This window comes from Janthinobacterium darwini, from assembly GCF_051380905.1.
Taxonomy (GTDB): Bacteria; Pseudomonadota; Gammaproteobacteria; order Burkholderiales; family Burkholderiaceae_D; genus Janthinobacterium.
On record NZ_JBNYXX010000004.1, the window covers coordinates 55,919 to 72,577 of the forward strand.

General features: G+C 63.7%; 18 protein-coding genes. 2 read left to right on the forward strand and 16 right to left on the reverse strand.

Annotated features, from left to right (window positions below; genetic code table 11):
- Positions 1-41 precede the first annotated feature (41 nt).
- The 16 genes from ACQ4WZ_RS21450 to gpmA all read right to left on the reverse strand — a co-directional run bounded on the left by ACQ4WZ_RS21450 (position 42) and on the right by gpmA (position 15,704).
- On the reverse strand, positions 42-602 hold the full coding sequence (locus tag ACQ4WZ_RS21450; protein WP_101483518.1) for a type II secretion system protein N: 561 nt from the start codon (positions 600-602) through the stop codon (positions 42-44).
- A gap of 19 nt (positions 603-621) precedes the next feature.
- Positions 622-1,842, reverse strand: coding sequence for a type II secretion system inner membrane protein GspF (gene gspF / locus ACQ4WZ_RS21455; RefSeq protein WP_101483517.1), 1,221 nt, complete (start codon positions 1,840-1,842; stop codon positions 622-624).
- 10 nt (positions 1,843-1,852) lie between these two features.
- Positions 1,853-3,274, reverse strand: coding sequence for a type II secretion system ATPase GspE (gene gspE / locus ACQ4WZ_RS21460; RefSeq protein ID WP_101483516.1), 1,422 nt, complete (start codon positions 3,272-3,274; stop codon positions 1,853-1,855).
- A 10-nt stretch (positions 3,275-3,284) separates the two neighbouring features.
- The gene (gene gspD, locus ACQ4WZ_RS21465) at positions 3,285-5,531 is read right to left on the reverse strand and encodes a type II secretion system secretin GspD (RefSeq protein WP_436574490.1); all 2,247 of its coding nucleotides are present in this window, start codon (positions 5,529-5,531) and stop codon (positions 3,285-3,287) included.
- Positions 5,528-6,304 (reverse strand): type II secretion system protein N, encoded by a 777-nt coding sequence (locus ACQ4WZ_RS21470; RefSeq protein ID WP_133988857.1) that lies wholly within the window; start codon positions 6,302-6,304, stop codon positions 5,528-5,530. The genes gspD and ACQ4WZ_RS21470 overlap by 4 nt, the downstream gene beginning before the upstream one ends.
- Positions 6,301-6,834, reverse strand: a complete 534-nt coding sequence (locus tag ACQ4WZ_RS21475) for a type II secretion system protein M (protein WP_436574491.1) — start codon at positions 6,832-6,834, stop codon at positions 6,301-6,303. The genes ACQ4WZ_RS21470 and ACQ4WZ_RS21475 overlap by 4 nt, the downstream gene beginning before the upstream one ends.
- Positions 6,831-8,060, reverse strand: coding sequence for a type II secretion system protein GspL (gene gspL, locus ACQ4WZ_RS21480; protein ID WP_436574492.1), 1,230 nt, complete (start codon positions 8,058-8,060; stop codon positions 6,831-6,833). Before gspL ends, ACQ4WZ_RS21475 begins: the two co-directional genes overlap by 4 nt.
- A 19-nt stretch (positions 8,061-8,079) precedes the next feature.
- The gene (gene gspK / locus ACQ4WZ_RS21485) at positions 8,080-9,057 is read right to left on the reverse strand and encodes a type II secretion system minor pseudopilin GspK (protein WP_101483511.1); all 978 of its coding nucleotides are present in this window, start codon (positions 9,055-9,057) and stop codon (positions 8,080-8,082) included.
- Positions 9,054-9,677, reverse strand: a complete 624-nt coding sequence (locus ACQ4WZ_RS21490; protein WP_101483510.1) for a PulJ/GspJ family protein — start codon at positions 9,675-9,677, stop codon at positions 9,054-9,056. Before ACQ4WZ_RS21490 ends, gspK begins: the two co-directional genes overlap by 4 nt.
- Positions 9,677-10,060, reverse strand: coding sequence for a type II secretion system minor pseudopilin GspI (gspI, locus tag ACQ4WZ_RS21495; RefSeq protein ID WP_133988859.1), 384 nt, complete (start codon positions 10,058-10,060; stop codon positions 9,677-9,679). The genes ACQ4WZ_RS21490 and gspI overlap by 1 nt, the downstream gene beginning before the upstream one ends.
- Positions 10,057-10,551: a GspH/FimT family pseudopilin gene (locus ACQ4WZ_RS21500; protein ID WP_101483508.1), complete on the reverse strand. Its 495-nt coding sequence runs from the start codon at positions 10,549-10,551 to the stop codon at positions 10,057-10,059. The genes gspI and ACQ4WZ_RS21500 overlap by 4 nt, the downstream gene beginning before the upstream one ends.
- A gap of 12 nt (positions 10,552-10,563) precedes the next feature.
- On the reverse strand, positions 10,564-11,016 hold the full coding sequence (gspG, locus tag ACQ4WZ_RS21505; RefSeq protein ID WP_035823835.1) for a type II secretion system major pseudopilin GspG: 453 nt from the start codon (positions 11,014-11,016) through the stop codon (positions 10,564-10,566).
- A gap of 93 nt (positions 11,017-11,109) precedes the next feature.
- Positions 11,110-11,871 carry a HesA/MoeB/ThiF family protein gene (locus tag ACQ4WZ_RS21510; protein WP_436574493.1) on the reverse strand — a complete coding sequence of 254 codons (762 nt, stop codon included), beginning with the start codon at positions 11,869-11,871 and terminating at the stop codon, positions 11,110-11,112.
- 8 nt (positions 11,872-11,879) lie between these two features.
- Positions 11,880-13,373 (reverse strand): S41 family peptidase, encoded by a 1,494-nt coding sequence (locus ACQ4WZ_RS21515; protein WP_436574494.1) that lies wholly within the window; start codon positions 13,371-13,373, stop codon positions 11,880-11,882.
- Between the two features lie 47 nt (positions 13,374-13,420).
- Positions 13,421-14,881 (reverse strand): murein hydrolase activator EnvC family protein, encoded by a 1,461-nt coding sequence (locus ACQ4WZ_RS21520; protein ID WP_101484811.1) that lies wholly within the window; start codon positions 14,879-14,881, stop codon positions 13,421-13,423.
- Between the two features lie 76 nt (positions 14,882-14,957).
- The gene (gene gpmA, locus ACQ4WZ_RS21525; protein WP_101483505.1) at positions 14,958-15,704 is read right to left on the reverse strand and encodes a 2,3-diphosphoglycerate-dependent phosphoglycerate mutase; all 747 of its coding nucleotides are present in this window, start codon (positions 15,702-15,704) and stop codon (positions 14,958-14,960) included.
- Positions 15,705-15,810: 106 nt separating this feature from the next.
- Here gpmA and ACQ4WZ_RS21530 point away from each other — a divergent pair, with 106 nt between their 5' ends.
- On the forward strand, positions 15,811-16,227 hold the full coding sequence (locus tag ACQ4WZ_RS21530; protein ID WP_101483504.1) for a rhodanese-like domain-containing protein: 417 nt from the start codon (positions 15,811-15,813) through the stop codon (positions 16,225-16,227).
- A 150-nt stretch (positions 16,228-16,377) separates the two neighbouring features.
- The gene (gene grxC, locus ACQ4WZ_RS21535) at positions 16,378-16,644 is read left to right on the forward strand and encodes a glutaredoxin 3 (protein WP_034783579.1); all 267 of its coding nucleotides are present in this window, start codon (positions 16,378-16,380) and stop codon (positions 16,642-16,644) included.
- Positions 16,645-16,659 lie beyond the last annotated feature (15 nt).

A 16,659-nucleotide genomic window follows, 5' to 3' on the forward strand; every position in this document is an offset into this window, starting at 1 on the left:
GCCATCAGCATGATGGTAATGGGGTAGTTCCGAAAATCAGCTCAATTCGACGGCGGCGTGCTGGTGGTGGTCACCTGCGGCGGCGCCGGCATTATGGTTGCCGGACGCTGCTGCTCCATCGGCAGCGGCGGCGGCACCAAATTCGTTGTCGGCGCAGGGGCAGGCGCCGGGGTGGCGGACACTTGCGCCGGCAAAGCCAGCGCCTTGTCGTCGGCCACCAGGTCGATACGCTTGCTGACGCCGCCATCGCGCAGCAGCACATGGCGCGCATGCACTTCCAGCACCGTCACGCCTGGCACCACCTCGGCGCCTTCCGGCAGTGCCACAGAAGGCTTGCCATCGGTCGAGATGATGGCCACGCTGCCACGGCCATTGCCGGCGGCGACCACGCCCTTGAGCTGGTAGTTGCTGGCCGTGGCCACGCTGACCTGGCCGCCGAACAGCGAAGCGCCCGCCTCCACGCTGGCATCCTGCACCACCGGCACGGGGGGTGGATTGATGGGGCGTTGCGGTGCCTTGAACAGCTGCATGGCCCAGTAGGCCAGCGACACGGACAGCGCCACGACGGCGAGCAAACTTACAAGTTGTGGCAAACGCTTCATGGTTTCCTTGATATTTCTCTTAACGCACCAGCTGATTAATCTCAATAATCGGCATCAGCACGGCCAGCACGATCAGCAGCACCACCACACCCATGGCCAGGATCAGCGCCGGCTCCAGCAAGCCGGCGATGGTCAGGGTGCGGCGTTCCAGATCCTGCTCCTGCGCACTGGCGGCGCGTTCCAGCATGGCCGGCAGCTCGCCCGTGATTTCGCCCGCGCGTATCATGTGGATCAGCATGGGCGGAAAATGCTTTTGCGCCGACAGCGCGCGCGCCAGGCTGACGCCCTCGCGCACGGCGCCGCTGGCCTCGGCCACCAGTTCCTGCATCGCCACATTGGTCAAGGTATCGCGGCTGGTGTCGAGCGCGCGCAGGATCGGCACGCCGGACCCCGTGGTAATGGCCAGCGTGCTGGCGAAGCGCGCCGTGTTCAGGCTGCGCTCGAACTTGCCGTACAGGGGCGCCGTCAGCAGCCAGGTATGCCAGCGCCGTTTCAATGCAGGCTGCTGCAGCGCGCGGCGCCAGGCCACCCAGGCGCCGACGAGGGCAATCGCCACGATGATGCCGTAATGGCGCACGAAGTCCGACAGCGCCAGCATGATCACCGTCAGCATGGGCAGCTTCTGCTTGGTATTGGCGAACACGGAAACGATCTGCGGCACCACGTAGGTGAGCAGGAAAATCACGATGGAAAACGCCACCACCGTGACGATGGCCGGATAGGTAAACGCCAGCTTGACCTTCTGCACCAGCGCATTGCGCCGCTCGATATAGTCGGCCAGGCGCGACAGCACGCGCGACAAATGGCCGATCTGCTCGCCCGACGCCACCAGCGCACGATAAATTTCCGCAAAATCGCGCGGATGGCGCGCCAGCACGTCGGAAAACGCGGCGCCGCCTATCACTTCCGAACGGATGGAAGCGATCAGGTCGCGCAGATACGGCCGCTCGGCCTGTTCCAGCAGGGCGGAAAAGGCTTGCTCCAGCGGCAGCCCCGCTTCCAGCAGGCTGGCCAGCTGGCGCGTAAACAGGGCCAGCTCGGTGCTGGACAGGCGCTCGCCGAAGCCGCGCCGCTTGGTGACGCCGGCGGCATCCACCTGCGCGGCGATCGGCTCGACGGTCAGCGGTACCAGGCCTTGCACGCGCAACTCGGCGCGCGCGGAACGGGGACTGTCGGCATTGAGCACGCCCTTGCGGGTGGCCCCTTGGGCGTCGACGGCTTCATAGCGGAATGCGGGCATGGTGGCGGGCCTAGTCTTTGGTCACGCGCAGCAACTCAGCCTGCGTGGTGGTGCCGTCGCGCAGCCAGCGTTCGCCGTCGTCGCGCATGCTCGTCATGCCGTCCTGCAGGGCGACGGCGCGCACGTCCGCTTCCGAGGCGCGGTTGTGGATCTGCGCGCGGATCTGCTCCGTCGTGCGCAGCAGCTCGTACACGCCCACGCGGCCCTGGTAGCCCGTCTGGCCGCACTGCTCGCAACCGACCGCCTGCCAGTACTGGCCATCGAAGGTTTTGCAGGAGCCGCACAACTTGCGCACCAGGCGCTGCGCCAGCACCCCAAGCAAGGATGACGACAGCAGGAACGGTTCGATGCCCATGTCCAGCAATCGCGTGACGGCCGCCGACGCATCGTTCGTGTGCAAGGTCGCCAGTACCAGGTGACCCGTCAGCGATGCCTGCACGGCGATCTGCGCCGTTTCCAGGTCGCGGATCTCGCCGATCATGATCACATCGGGATCTTGCCGCAAAATTGCCCGCAGCGCCTTGGCAAAAGTCATGTCGATGCGCGGGTTGACCTGCGTTTGCCCCACTCCCGCCAGGTCGTACTCGATCGGGTCTTCCACCGTCAGGATGTTCGTGGTGGTGGCGTTGAGCATCGACAGCGCCGCGTACAAAGTCGTCGTCTTGCCCGAACCGGTGGGACCGGTGACGAGCACGATGCCGTGCGGCTGCGTGATCAGACCATCGAACTGTTTCAACATGGGGGCGCTCATGCCCAGGTGCTGCAAGTCGAGGCGGCCCGCTTCCTTGTCCAGCAAACGCAATACGGCCCGTTCGCCATGCCCCGTCGGCAGGGTCGAGACGCGCACGTCGACGGGTTTTCCGCCCACGCGCAGGGTGATACGGCCGTCCTGCGGCAAGCGCTTTTCGGCAATGTCGAGCTGCGCCATGATCTTGATGCGCGAGATCAGCGAACCGTGGATGGCCTTGCGGGGGCGCACCACGTCGCGCAGGCTGCCGTCGATGCGAAAGCGCACGACGGACGTCTGCTCGAACGGCTCGATGTGAATATCGGAGGCACCTTCGCGCAGCGCCTGCGTCAGCAGCGCGTTGATCATGCGGATGACGGGCGCGTCGTCGGACGATTCGAGCAAGTCCTCGATGGCCGGCACGTCCTGCAGCAGCTTGGTCAAGTCCAGGTCGGCGTCGAATTCATCGGCCATCTGCGAGGCGTCGCCGCCGCCGCCCGCGTAGGCGCTGGCGATGGCCGCATCGAGTTCGCCGCGCGGCAGCACCGTCAATTGAATCTGGCCGAAACGGCGCGACACTTCGGCAATGGCCGCAGGCGCCGTCGATGCCGCCACCAGCACGTCGACCGGGGCGCCATCGACCGCGCCGGGCCGGGCCAGCAGGCCGAAATCGCGCGCGTAGGCGTAGGGAAGCAGATTGCTCATGGCTGTCCCGTCACTTCTGCTGCTGCGGCGGCTGCGACTGCGGCTGCTGCTGGTATTGCTGCAGCAGCGGCGGCGTGGCGGCGTTGGCCGGCGCGCCTGGCGGCGGCGTCGGTGCCGGCGGCACGGGGCGCGTCACCATGTTGCCACCCACCGGCTGGCCATCCTGCAGGGCCGGCAGGACGGGCGTGCCCAGGTCTTTCAGCATCAGATTGCCCGTGGCCGGCACGGCAGCCGTCTCGGCCGAGCGCATGTAGTCGTAGCGGTCGGCCGCCAGGCTGCCGCTCTGCTCCTTGTTGCGCACGATGACGGGGCGCAGGAAGATCATCAAATTCGTTTTCTTGCGCTCGCGCGTCTGGTACTTGAACAGGTTGCCAATCAGGGGGATGTCGCCCAGGCCGCGCACTTTTTCCGCATTGTCGCCCGTGCTGTCCTCGATCAGGCCACCGAGCACGATGATCTGGCCATCGTCGGCCAGCACATTGTTTTCGATCACGCGGTTGTTGATGGTAATGCCGCTGACGGCCGACGCCGTGGATTTGTCCACGCTCGACGTCTCGTGATAGATGCCCAGCTTGATCGTGCCGCCCTCGGAAATCTGCGGGCGCACCTTCAGGGTCAGGCCCACTTCCTTGCGGTCGATGGTCTGGAAGGGATTGGTATTGGTGCCGGCCGTGCTGGTGTACTGACCGGTCAGGATAGGCACGTTCTGGCCCACCTTGATGGTCGCCAGTTCATTGTCCAGGGTGATCAGGTTCGGCGTCGACAGGATGTTGGCGTTGCCGTCCGATTCCAGCGCATGCGCCACGGCGCCCAGACCCAGCGCGCCGTTGATCTGCTTGAAGATGCCCACCGTCAGACCGCCCGTCGGCAAGACCTTGCCGCCGCCCGTGGCGATGGCGCCGATGTTGTTGGTGGTGCCCGAGGCGAACGACTGTAGCGCCCCCACGCGGTAGTTGCTGCTGCTGTCGCCTGACAGGCCCAACCACTGCACGCCGAATTCGGACGCCTTGGACGACGTCACTTCGACGATCAGCGCCTCGATGTAGACCTGGGCGCGGCGCACGTCGAGCTGGTCGATTACGGCGCGCAGGTTACGGTAGACAGCCTCGTTGCACGTCAGAATCAGGGTATTCGTCGACGCATCGGCCTGAATAAAGCCGGCCGCACCACCGGACGACAGCTGCTGCGGCCCGTTGTTCAGCGAAGCGCCACCCGTGGTGCCGCTTTGCGTATTGCCGCCCAGGCCAGTGCTGTTCATGCCACTGTTGTTCTGGCTAATCTGGTTATTCGTGCCCTGGTTGCTGGTGCCCTGCTGCGCCGTGGCGGCCGTGCCGTCCGACGTCACCACCGAGCGCAGGGTCTGCGCCAGCTTGGTGGCGTCCGCGTTCTTCAGGTACACCACGTGCACATTGCCCAGCTGCGTGGTGGGCTGGTCCAGCTTGGAGATCAGCGACTTGGCCAGGTTGGCGCGCGCCGCCGATGGCGCGCGCAGCACCAGCGAATTGGTGCGCGGGTCGGCCAGCACGGAAACCTTGCCCGTGTCGGCGGCCGCGCCGGCACCCGCATTCCCGCCTTCCATCAGCTTGTTCACCATCGAGGCCAGGTCGGAAGCGATGGCATAGCGCACGGGGATCACGTCCAGGTCCGTCGAGGCGGGCACGTCGAGCGCGGCGATGATCTTCGCCAGGCGCTTGAGGTTATCCGCGTAATCGGTGATCACCAAGGAGTTGTTGCCCGGGTTGGCGTTGATCGTGTTGTTCGGCGAGATCAAGGGGCGCAGCACGGCCAGCAGATTGGACGACGATTCGTAGTTCAGGTAAAACACCTGGGTGGCGATCTGGTCGCCCTTCACCTGGCTGGCGCCGTTGCCCACCTGGGTCGGCACGGATTGCAGCTTGGCGTCCGCTTCCGGCACCACTTTCGCATAGCCGTCGCCGGAGACCACCGCGTAGCCCTGCAGGCGCAACGCGGAGGCCAGCAGCCCGAAGGCTTGCGTCTTGCTGATGGATTTTTCCGACACCAGCGTGATCGTGCCCTTGACGCGGGGATCGATGACGAAATTGATGTTGGTGTAATGGCCCACTGCCTTGATCACCGATTCGATGTCGGCGCCGACGAAATTGAGTGCCGCTTCATCGCCGGGCGCGGCCCCGGCGGGTGCCGGCATGCCGGCCACGGAACAGCACAGCAAGGCGGCGGCCGACAGGCGGCGCAGCGAAAAGGAGAAGGTATGGGGGCTCACGGATGGTTTTTTCATTGTCTGAACTCTAAGGCGATGATGTTTTTTTCGCTATTGCTACGGCGCTGTCCCAGCAAATTCAACAAACTCGCCAAGGTCTCTTCATATCCTGCTGCGGCCTGGGCCTGGCCGGAAAACTGCATGCGCCCCTGTTGCAGGCTGCCGCTGCCGTCGAGCAGCAGCGGTCCCTTGAGGGAGCGCAAGGTCAACGTCGCCTGCTGCCCCTGCCAATCGAAATCGAGCTCGTAGCTTCCCAGCGGACGCAAGGACGACAGGCGCGAGGCCATGTCCGTCATCTGCAAGGTCGTGCGGCCAACGGCGGAAAACTGCCGCTGCACCAAAGCCAGCTCCAGGGTGCTCCACGACAGGCGCATGCTGCCCGTCGGCGCCACGGTATTTAACGGCGCGCCCAGGCCGCCCAGGCCATCGGCCGGCAGCAGCAGGGCCGCCGGACTGACCTGCCAGTGCGACCACGAGCCGCGCAAATTGACGGCCTGCGACAGCGCCTGTGCATTCTGCAATTCCACGTCGACCGATCCCCACAGCACGGACGGCGAAATACGCCAGCTGAACCGCCCCGGCAGCAGTGGCGTCACGGCGCCATTCGCGCTGGCCGCCCCGCCAATAAAGGCCGAACCGCGCCACAGGGTACCTTGCGCGTCGCCCAAGGTCAAACGTCCGCCTGTCTGCTTTTCCACGATGCCCGCGACCCAGCCAGCCGGGAAAAATACCAGCAGGGTGACGCACACGCTGACGATGATGGCCAGCAGCCAGCCAAGCAAGCGCATCATCGTGCCGCGCCCGGACTCTGGTGCAGGGTCAGACTGGCATCGACCAGCCCCGCCTTGCCCTGTGCCGTGATCTTCGCGTCCTGCACCGCCACGCGGCCTTCGCGGCGCAAGCCGTCCAGCCACAGCATGACGCTGGCAAACGGCACGCCATTGAGCTGCACGCGCGCGTATTCGCCCGTCAGCGACAGCGATTGTGGCGTCAAGCCGCGCGCTTTCAACGAAGCGTCGAGGCTATCGCGGCCCATGGGAGCGACCTGCACGGGCGCCTGGCGCGCCAGTTCGCCCGCTTCACGTGCCAGTGCCTGCAACTGGGCCGCGTTCTGGCGCAGCTCGGGCAAGCTCTTTTGCAAGGCGATGCGTCCCGTCCAGGCCGGCTCGAAAAACACCGCGTAGACGAGGGCCAGCCCCGCCACCACGCCGCCGATGGTCAACAACTTGCGCTCCTGCTGCGTGCGTTCCGCCCAGAAGGCTTGCACGGCCTGCTGCTGCCGCGTCAACGCGGCGCGCGCCTTGTTTACTGCTGCACTCATGCTTTTGCTCCCGTGGCCGGCGTGATCTTCCACACGCCCGGCGCCGTTTCATTCAAGGCCAGCTTGCGCGCGGCCAGGCCATCGCGCACCTGCGCCTGTGCGCTGGCATCGACCATGTCCGGTTTCAGCTTGACGATCAGGCTGCGCTCGCGGTATTCCAGCGAGGCCACCACGCCGCGCCCGGCCAGGCCACCCAGGGCCTCGCCCAGTGCCGCGCTCATGCTGGTGAAGTCATCCATGCTCGCTTGCCCGCTTTGCAGGCGGGCGGCAGCGATATTGCGCCGCATCTGTTCCGCTTCCAGCCCAAACACGGGCGCTTCATTCGGATACGCGGCCTTGAAGGTTTGCTGCATCGAGGTACGCACGGTGGCGGCCTCGCGCTTCAGGCGCATCCATTCGATATTCATGCCGGCCAGGTTGACGATCACTGCCAGCAGCGCCAGGCGCAGCGGCCAGCGCCAGCGGCGCCATTCCGTGGCAGATCCCGTGGCCGTGCCAAGCGCGGCGGCCAGGTCCAGTCCTGCATTCTTGGCACCAGCAATCCAGTGCGCCCAGTGGTCAGGCTCCAGCGTCACGCCATCCATGCCGGCAGCGAGCTGTTGATATTGCGCAAGCTCGGCCTGCGCCACGTAGACCGTCAGTGGCACATCGCCGGCAAACGCGCGCGTCGTCAGCAGCGCCTGCTGCGGCTGGGCCGGCAATACCAGGCCCAAACCTTCTTGCGGTGCCTGGCGCAAGGCCAGTTCCAGGCTGTCGCCGCTTGCCTGCAAGAATGCCGTCACGCTGCCCGGCTGCAAGGGCAGGCATAGCTGCGACGGCAGCAGCGCCACCTTGCGCGCGCCCTGCGCCAGCAAAGCTTTCACGAGTACCTCGGCCCAGGCGCGCTGCGCCACGGCCACCGTGCGCATGCCGGCAGCGTCGGGCGCGCCGGCGGCCAACAGGCAATCCTGGGTGTCGCCGAGGATATGTTCTTCCACCAGGCCGGGCAAGGCCGCGCGCAAACGGGCGCCAGCCAGTGGCGGCGTTTTCAGGCGCAGCAGAGTCACGTCGGCCGCCGCCAGCAGCAGCACCACTTGCTTCGCACCAGCGATCAGCTGGCCAAGGCTGCCCAGCGGCGCGCTGCCCTGCTGCAGCAGGGCGCCGCCGTCGCCGGCCAGCACGAAGGGGCAGGCCGGTGCGCTGTCGGTGGACGCCTTGGCCGGGTGACGGATATACAATATTGTCAAAGTGACTCGCTTTCAGCTGTTAATTTTCCCGCAGCCAGACCAGGCTGGTGGTGCGCTGCGGATCCGTTTTTCGATTGATGAGCGCCACGGCATCCAGGGCGGCACGGTCCAGCCGTACACGGATGACGGTGAGAAAGTAGCGGCTCTTCACATCGAGTTCCACATCTTCAATCACTTGCTTGCTATCAATATTATTCTTGAAGTTTGTTAAATCAACAAACTTTTTACGCGGATTGCTCAAAGTCAGGGCACTCGCCTCGGACAGCGACATCATCGTCACGGCAGCCAGCACCTCGGCCGGGGCCGTATTGACGTTCACACCCGTGATCTCCGGCAAGATAATGACGACATCGCGCAATTGCTCGATCATCTGCGGCGTATAGCCGGGCACGGACAGCAAATCCTCCACCTGCGTGAACGCTACCGGCTCGCTGCTGCCACCCGAGGCGACAGGGACGGCGGGCGTCTTGCCATCGCTGCCGCTGCTACCAGTGCGTGGTTTCGGCTTGGCGCGCAGCACGGCATCGGCCGTGGCCTGCGCCAAGCCACTATCGAGCTTCATGTTTGACAATAATCGCTGGTAGGCCAGCACCTGTTTCGGATTGATGCCGCCCGTGGCGGCGACCAGGTTGGTAATATTAAACCGCGCCTGCGCGTCGAGCGCGCGGCCAGAGACGGTGGCGTCGAATTTTTCCGTATCGACCTTTTCACGGTCGACGTAATCGTCAAGCCGCGCTTCCTCGATGGGCGTCGCCCACACGCCGTCCAGCGCCGTCAGCATGGGATTGTCCTGGCGCAACCAGAAGCGGGCGAAGTCAACCATGCCGCGCATGGCCCACTGCGTCTGCAGGCGCAAACGCTGGTTTTCCATCGAACGCACTTGCACTTGCTGCTGCCAGAACAGGCTGGCGACGACCGTGATGGCCAGCGCCGTCAGCAGCAGGGCCGTGATGACGGCCACGCCACGCTGGCGCGCAGGGAGCTTGACGGGCTTCATCCCGGTCCCAATAAAAAGACTTTGGACAGGCCAGCGTCCTGGCCCGGCATTTGCAAGGTCACTTCCAGGCCCGGCACTTGCGTGGAGATGGTGACGCCCGCCGTCAGCACATTCCAGGCGCCATTGTTCCAGCCACGCATGACCATGCTGTCGACGCCATGCATCAGGGCCACGTCGGCGCTGGAGCTATCGGTATCGTCGCGCGCCGCCTGCCACAGGGTGTCGAGGACCGCCAGGTCGCGCGTGCCGTTCGACTCGCGCCGCGTCAGCACGCCGCCGCGCAGGCGGTAAGTGACCACTTGCAACTGTTGCGGCTCCTGTTCCGATGCGGCCAGGCGCACCAGAGTCAGGCGGTCGGTCTCGGCGCTCAGGTTGGTGCGGCCATTCAGCAGGGTATTGCTTTGGCCGGCGCCGGCCAGATGGTCGCAATCGCTTTGCATCTGGGCAAACGCCAGCTGCATGCCGCGCGCCTGCTCCAGCTGGCTGGTCAGCACTTCACGCGAACGCATGATGCTGTCCAGGCCGCGCCAGCCCAGCACGGCGACCATGGCCAAAATGCCGATCGCCACGAGCAGCTCGATCAGGGTGAAGCCAGCGGCGGAGTGATTGCGGCGCGCCATCAGTCGTTAAACGCCAGCAAGACCAGGCGCACGATGCGCCGGGCCGGGTATTGCACGTCGTACACGTTCACGCGCACTTGCCGGATGCGGGGATTCGGCGTGGCCACCACTTCCTCCTCGCAGATAAGTTTTAAATCGCCTTGCGGGCAGTCGACCGTGCGCTTGCCCGTCTGCGGAAAGGTTTTTGCCAGGCGCAAGCGCACCAGGTGGTTTTCCGCCGACCAGGTGGCCATCATGGCGCTGCGCAAGCCATCGCTGTTCTGCGTCAGGCTGCCCACGGCGCGCAAGGACGCGCCCAGGGCCGTGCCGACGATGACCAGGGCCACCAATACTTCCAGTAAAGTGAAGCCGCGCTGGCGGTAGTGTCGGGAGATGCCCATCATTGCTCGACCGTGAAATGGCCGATGCCATCGGCGCGGATGGCCACGCTGCGTTCGCCGCTGGCCAGGGTCAGCACGAAAGGCTTGTCGACCGGTTCGCGGCCGAAGATGATGCGCAGAGGCTGAGCCACGCTGTTTGACGGCTGCACGCTGAGCAGCATGGGCGTATTGTTGAAGCTGCGTTCGCGCAGCAAGTCATCCTGTGTCACGGGTTGCCACAGTTTTTCATTGAGGACCAGGAAACGGTATTGATTTTCGTCAGCCTCGAATGCCACCTGCCGGCTGCGCACGATGGCTTCATCGCGCGCCAGCTGCAGCAGCAGGGCGATGCGCTCGGCTTCCTTCTGCAACGCTTGCTGGCCATTCGGCATGGCGTTCAGCGACACCAGGCCCAGGGTCACCCCGATGATGACCATCACCACCAGCAATTCGATCAGCGTGAAGCCGCTGGCGCGTGGCCGGGGCAGTGCGCGACCGGTGGTCATGGCAGGCATGCAATGGAAAACTTACAGTTCCCAGGAGCCGATATCGGCGTCATCGCCGCTACCGCCAGGCTGGCCGTCGGCGCCCAGCGAAATGATGTCGACTTCGCCCTTCACGCCCGGCGACAGGAACTGGTATGGGTTACCCCATGGGTCCTTCGGCATCTTTTCCAGGTAACCGCCCGCCTTCCAGCCATTCGCGGCCGGTCCCGTGGTCGGTTTTTCGATCAGCGCCTGCAAGCCCTGCTCGGTGGTCGGGTAGCGCTGGTTATCCAGGCGGTACAGTTTCAAGGCTTGCATCACGGTAGCGATGTCGACTTTCGCCGCCGCCACTTTCGACTCGCCCGTGCGGGCGATCAGCTTGGGTACCACCAGCGAGGCGAGGATGCCCATGATCACCACCACGACCATGATTTCGATCAAAGTGAAGCCGCGCGCGCGGCGCTGGCGTATCGGATGGTTTGCAGCGTTTTGCATAAGAAAAAGAGAAGAAGGTAAGTAATGAGTGCAGAGTATAAAGCGGAAATATGACAAAGCCTGTCATATGGGGAAAAATTTGTGCGGGGCTACTCAGAGCGGCAAGACCACTACACCGCAAACGGCGCAGCCGGGGTCGCGCGCCACCCGCATCCTGCTCCATTCCATGTGCAAGCCATCAAGCAGCAGCAGCCGTCCCGCCAGTGATTCCCCAACGCCCATGATGAGTTTCAGCGCCTCGGCCGCCTGCATGGCGCCCACCACGCCCACCAGCGGCGCAAACACGCCCATGGTCGAGCACGCCTCGTCCGTGAACTGCTGCTCCTGCGGAAACAGGCAGGAATAACACGGCTGGGTACCCGTGCGCGGGTCGAAGACGCTCACTTGCCCGTCGAAGCGGATCACGGCGCCCGACACCAGCGGCACCCTGGCCGCCACGCAGGCGCGGTTGACGGCGTGGCGCGTGGCGAAGTTATCCGTGCAGTCGAGCACCACCGTGGCCGACAAGACCAGTTCGGCCAGGCGCGCACCGTCGAGGCGCTCCTGCAAAGCAATTAATTCAATCTCGGGATTGATGCCAGTCAATGTTTCGCACGCCGACAGCACTTTCGGCTGGCCCACGCGCGCCGTCGTATGGGCGATCTGGCGCTGCAGATTGGTCAGGTCGACCGTGTCGTCATCGACCAGGGTCAGCTTGCCGACACCGCTGGCGGCCAGGTACATGGCGGCCGGCGAGCCCAGCCCGCCCGCGCCGATCACCAGCACATGCGCGTCGAGCAGGGCTTGCTGGCCTTCAATGCCGATCTCGTCTAACAGGATATGGCGCGAATAGCGCAGCAGCTGATGGTCGTTCATGGCGACGACTACGGTTTTTGCACAGGGATTTTCTTGTCGTCCGCCTTGATGTCGGAAGCAATTTCCGGCTTGGCGCTGATCTTCTCGCCCTTGGCGTCGACCTTGGCCAGTTGCACCGGCAAGCCCTGGAAGTGGTTCAAGGCTTGCTGTAGCTGGAAATCATCCTTGGCGCCGTATTCGAGCGGCTTGCGCTTTTTCGCCGTGGCGATCAGGCGCTGCTCTTCTTCCAATTGATCCTGCATGCCTTCCATCGTTGGCTTGGCCGCTTCCGGCTTGCCATCGTTGCTGCTCAGGTGTTTTTCCAGGTCCGCCTCGCGCACGCGCAGGCTGTTCCAGCCATCGCCCTCGGCCGTTTCATCGACCAGCAAGTCGGGCACGATGCCGCGCGCCTGGATGGCCCGGCCTTTCGGCGTGTAGTAGCGGGCCGTCGTCAGCTTGACGGCCGTGTCGGCCGTGATCTGGCGCAAGGTTTGCACGGAACCCTTGCCGAACGTTTGCGTGCCGATGACGGTCGCGCGCTGGTAATCCTGCAAGGCGCCGGCGACGATTTCCGAGGCTGAAGCGGAGCCGGCATTGACCAATACCACTAGCGGCACGGTCTTCAGCGCGGCCGGCAGCTTGGCCAGCGGGTCGGCCTTGGCGCCCGGCGGCGCATAAAATTCGCGGCGGCCATAAAACACTTGCTTCGACTCCGGCAACTGGCCCTTGGTGGAAACGATCACGGAATTACCCGGAAGGAATGCTGTCGCCACGCCGATGGCGCCAGGCACGACGCCACCGGGATCGTTGCGCAAGTCCAGCACCAGGCCCTTCAGCTTGGGGTCTTGCGCATACAGCGCGTTAATCTTTTTGACCATGTCATCGACGGTCGGTTCCTGGAACTGGGCGATACGCAACCAGGCGTAGCCGGGCGCGACCATCTTCGCCTTCACGCTTTGCACGCGGATTTCCTCGCGCACGATGGGGAACACCAGCGGCTTGCTTTCGCCCTTGCGCGACATGGTCAGCACCAGCTTGCTGCCGGGCTGGCCGCGCATCTTCTTGATGACTTCCTCCAGCTGCAAGCCTTTCAGCGGGATATTGTCGAGACGGGTGATCAGGTCACCGGCCAGGATGCCCGCCTTGGCGGCCGGGCTGTCCTCGATGGGCGAGACGACTTTCACGTAGCCGTCTTCCATGCTCACTTCGATGCCGATGCCGACAAACTTGCCTTGCACGCTTTCGCGCATTTCCTTGAAAGCATTTTTATCCAGGTAGACGGAATGCGGGTCCAGCGACGACACCATGCCGGAAATGGCTTCCGTCAGGAGTTTCTTGTCTTCCACCTTCTCGACATAATCGGACTTGATCAGGCCGAAGACATCGGACAACTGGCGCAGCTCGTCGAGCGGCAGCGGGGCATTCGTGATTTTCTGCGCCACGGCCGGGAACTGCAGCGACATGCCGATACCGGCCAGTACGCCCAGACCGATCAGGCCGATACTTTTGACTTTGATACCCATTTATTCTTCGCAATCTACAAATTCGCTGCCGCAGCAATGGTGGGAACTTAAAACTTCACCCAGGTGGCGGGGTCGAAGGCGCGGCCCTGATGACGCAATTCAAAGTATAGCCCTGATTCCTCGTTGCCGCCGCTGTTGCCCGCGCTGGCAATGGCTTCGCCGCCCTTGACGGCATCGCCCACCCGTTTCAGCAAGGATTGGTTATTGCCATAAATACTCATGTACTGGCCGCCATGGTCGACGATGATCAAATTGCCGAAACCGCGCAGCCAGTCGGAAAACACCACGCGGCCACCAGCGATGGCGTGGATCTCGCTGCCTTCGCCCGTGCGGATGAACACGCCCTTCCAGCTGGGTCCGTCACCGCGCTTGCTGCCGAAGCGGGCGGCAATCTTGCCCGCCACGGGCGCGCGCAACTGCCCTTTCATGCTGGCAAAAGCGCCGGCCGGTGCAGCCGGGCCCAGGCTCGGGCGTTCCGGCTCCGGTTCCGGCTTCGGCTCGGGTTTCGGCGTGACCTTGGCCACTTGCGGCGGCTCGTCGTCATCGATCGGTTCAAGCTTGACGGGCGGTGGCGGCGTCTGCGGCTTGATCTTGCCCGATTTATTTTGTTGCTCTTTTGCAATGCGTTCGCGTTCAGCCTGCGCCTGGGCGGCCTTGGCGCGCGCGGCCAGCAGGCGTTCGCGCTTTTCCGCGGCGATCTTGGCGTCGGCGGCCGCTTTTGCGGCGGCGCGTTGCTCGGCCAGCAATTGCTGGCGTTTCTTTTCGGCCGCGGCGGCGGCGGCCTGCTCTTCGATCAGTTTCGCCAGCTTGTCGACCAGGTTGCCCATGCGCTGTTCGTCGCGCTCGACATTGCCCACTTCCTTGCGCTGCGCCACCAGGCGCTGCGACAAGCTCGTCAGCAAGGCGGCGCGGCGCGCCTTTTCCTGCACCAGCAGAGCCTTCTGGTCGCGCTCTTCCTGCGCGATTTCTTCCAGTTCATCCTTGGCGTTCTGCACGTCCGCCTGGTTTTTCTCGACCGCCAGCAAGTTGGCGCGCAAGGCTTCCAGCAGGCGCGCCTGCGCCTGCGACACATACGCCATCAGTTGCAAGTCGCGGTTGATGCGGTTCGGGTTGTCACCCGACAAGAGCAGCTTGATGCGGTCTTCGTTGCCGGCGACATATTGTTCACGCAGCAACTTTGACAGCTGCGTCTTCTGTTTCTCGACGGTGGCCGTCAGTTGCTGGTGCTCCTGCCCCAGCGCATTGAGTTTCACGCCCGTCGCGCTTTGCTCCTGTGCCAGGTCGCGCAAGGCGCGGTTGGCGTTGGAAATGGCCTCTTCCGACTCGGCCAGAGTATCGGCCGCGTCATCCTTGGCGCTTTCCGTGCGGCTGATGTCGCGCTTGAGCGCCGTCAGCTTTTGTTGCAATCCAGCACGTTGTGCTTCCGCGGCCGCTTTCTGCTTGCTGCGTTCGGTGGGCTTGGCACCCTGTACGGCGCCGCTCGACAACAGCAGCGCTGCGCACAGCATGGCGCCGGCGCGCCACGCCGGCAGGGGTCGTTCAGCAGAGGGGGCGATCGCTGTGCCGCGGAAGAAAGACAACAAGTTACTTGGCCTTCCCTTGGTTCGCCACGGCCGCTTGCGCTGCCGCAATCGCTGCCGGGTCGCCCAGGTAGTAATGACGAATCGGTTTCAGGTCGGCGTCCAGTTCATACACGAGCGGCTGGCCGTTCGGAATGTTCAGGCCCACGATGTCGCTGTCGCTGATGCCATCGAGCATCTTGATCAGCGCGCGCAGGCTGTTGCCGTGGGCCGAAATGATGATCTTCTTGCCGGCGCGGATGGCCGGGGCGATCTCTTCGTCCCAGGACGGCATCACGCGCGCCACGGTGTCTTTCAGGCATTCGGTCAGCGGAATCGACGCTTTCGGCAAGCCGGCATAGCGCGGATCGTTGAACGAGGCGCGGTCATCGTCAGCTTCCAGCGGCGGCGGCGGCGTGTCATAGCTGCGGCGCCATACCAGTACTTGCTCGTCGCCATACTTGGCGGCCGTCTCGCCCTTGTCCAGGCCTTGCAGGGCGCCGTAGTGGCGTTCGTTCAAGCGCCAGTCGTTCTTGATTGGCAAATACATCATGTCCATCTCGTCGAGCGCCAGCCACAGGGTGCGAATGGCGCGCTTCAAGACCGAAGTGTAGGCCACGTCGAACGTAAAACCTTCCTGCTTGAGGATCTGGCCGGCGGCCTTGGCTTCGTTGACGCCCTTTTCCGTCAGATCGACGTCGGTCCAGCCGGTGAAGCGGTTATCGAGGTTCCAGGTGGACTCGCCGTGACGCATGAAAACGATTTTGTACATAGTTCTATCTTCTCAAGGGGTTCAAATCAAAAAAGCAAAACGTAAAAAGACCTCGTCCAGCTTCTATTTTATAATGCGCGGATTGACTTAAACCATTGGACCCTACGTGAAATTCATTATCGACCACATTTTTCTGTTTGCCATCGTCATTATTTCCGGCGGCGCCCTCCTCTGGCCACTGCTGTCGATGCGCGGCAAGCGCGCGACCGTGCTGGAAGTCACGCAACTGATCAACCGTGGCAAGACCATCATCGTCGACGTGCGCAGCGCGGAAGAATTCGCCACGGGCCACTTGCCTGACGCGAAAAACATGCCGCTGCCGGAACTGGCAAAACGCCTGGGCGAGCTGGAAAAATTCAAAACGCGCCCCATTGTAGTGGTTTGCCAGAAAGGTTCGCGTTCGGCAACGGCCGTCGGCCTGCTGGGTAAAGCCGGTTTCGCTGAGGCAACGAGCCTGGAAGGCGGCCTCGACGAATGGAAAAAGCAAGGTTTGCCATTGAAAACCTTGTCGCTGGCCAAATAAGTCCGTATTACAACACCCAACAAAACCGTAGCGAGCGGATGGGAGTTGTGGTTGAGAAGCGCAACTGTGCGAAGGCACAGTGAGCATCGCAGACCGCAAATCACGACGCGCAGCAGGTTTGGTTCGGTGTTTTTAACTGAAGGAATCATCATGACCGTCCCTGTAATTGTGTATAGCACCGCCGTGTGCCCGTATTGCGTGCGCGCCGAGCGCCTGTTGGAAGCCAAGGGCGTGACCGTGCAAAAGATCCGCGTCGACCTCGACCCGGAAGAGCGCATCAAGATGATGGAACGCACGGGTCGCCGCACGGTGCCGCAAATCTATGTGGGCGACACCCACGTGGGCGGATTCGACGATTTGTATGCGCTCGATCAAGCTGGCAAGCTCGACCCCTTGTTAAACGGCACGGCAGCCTGATATAAAGCGGGTTCG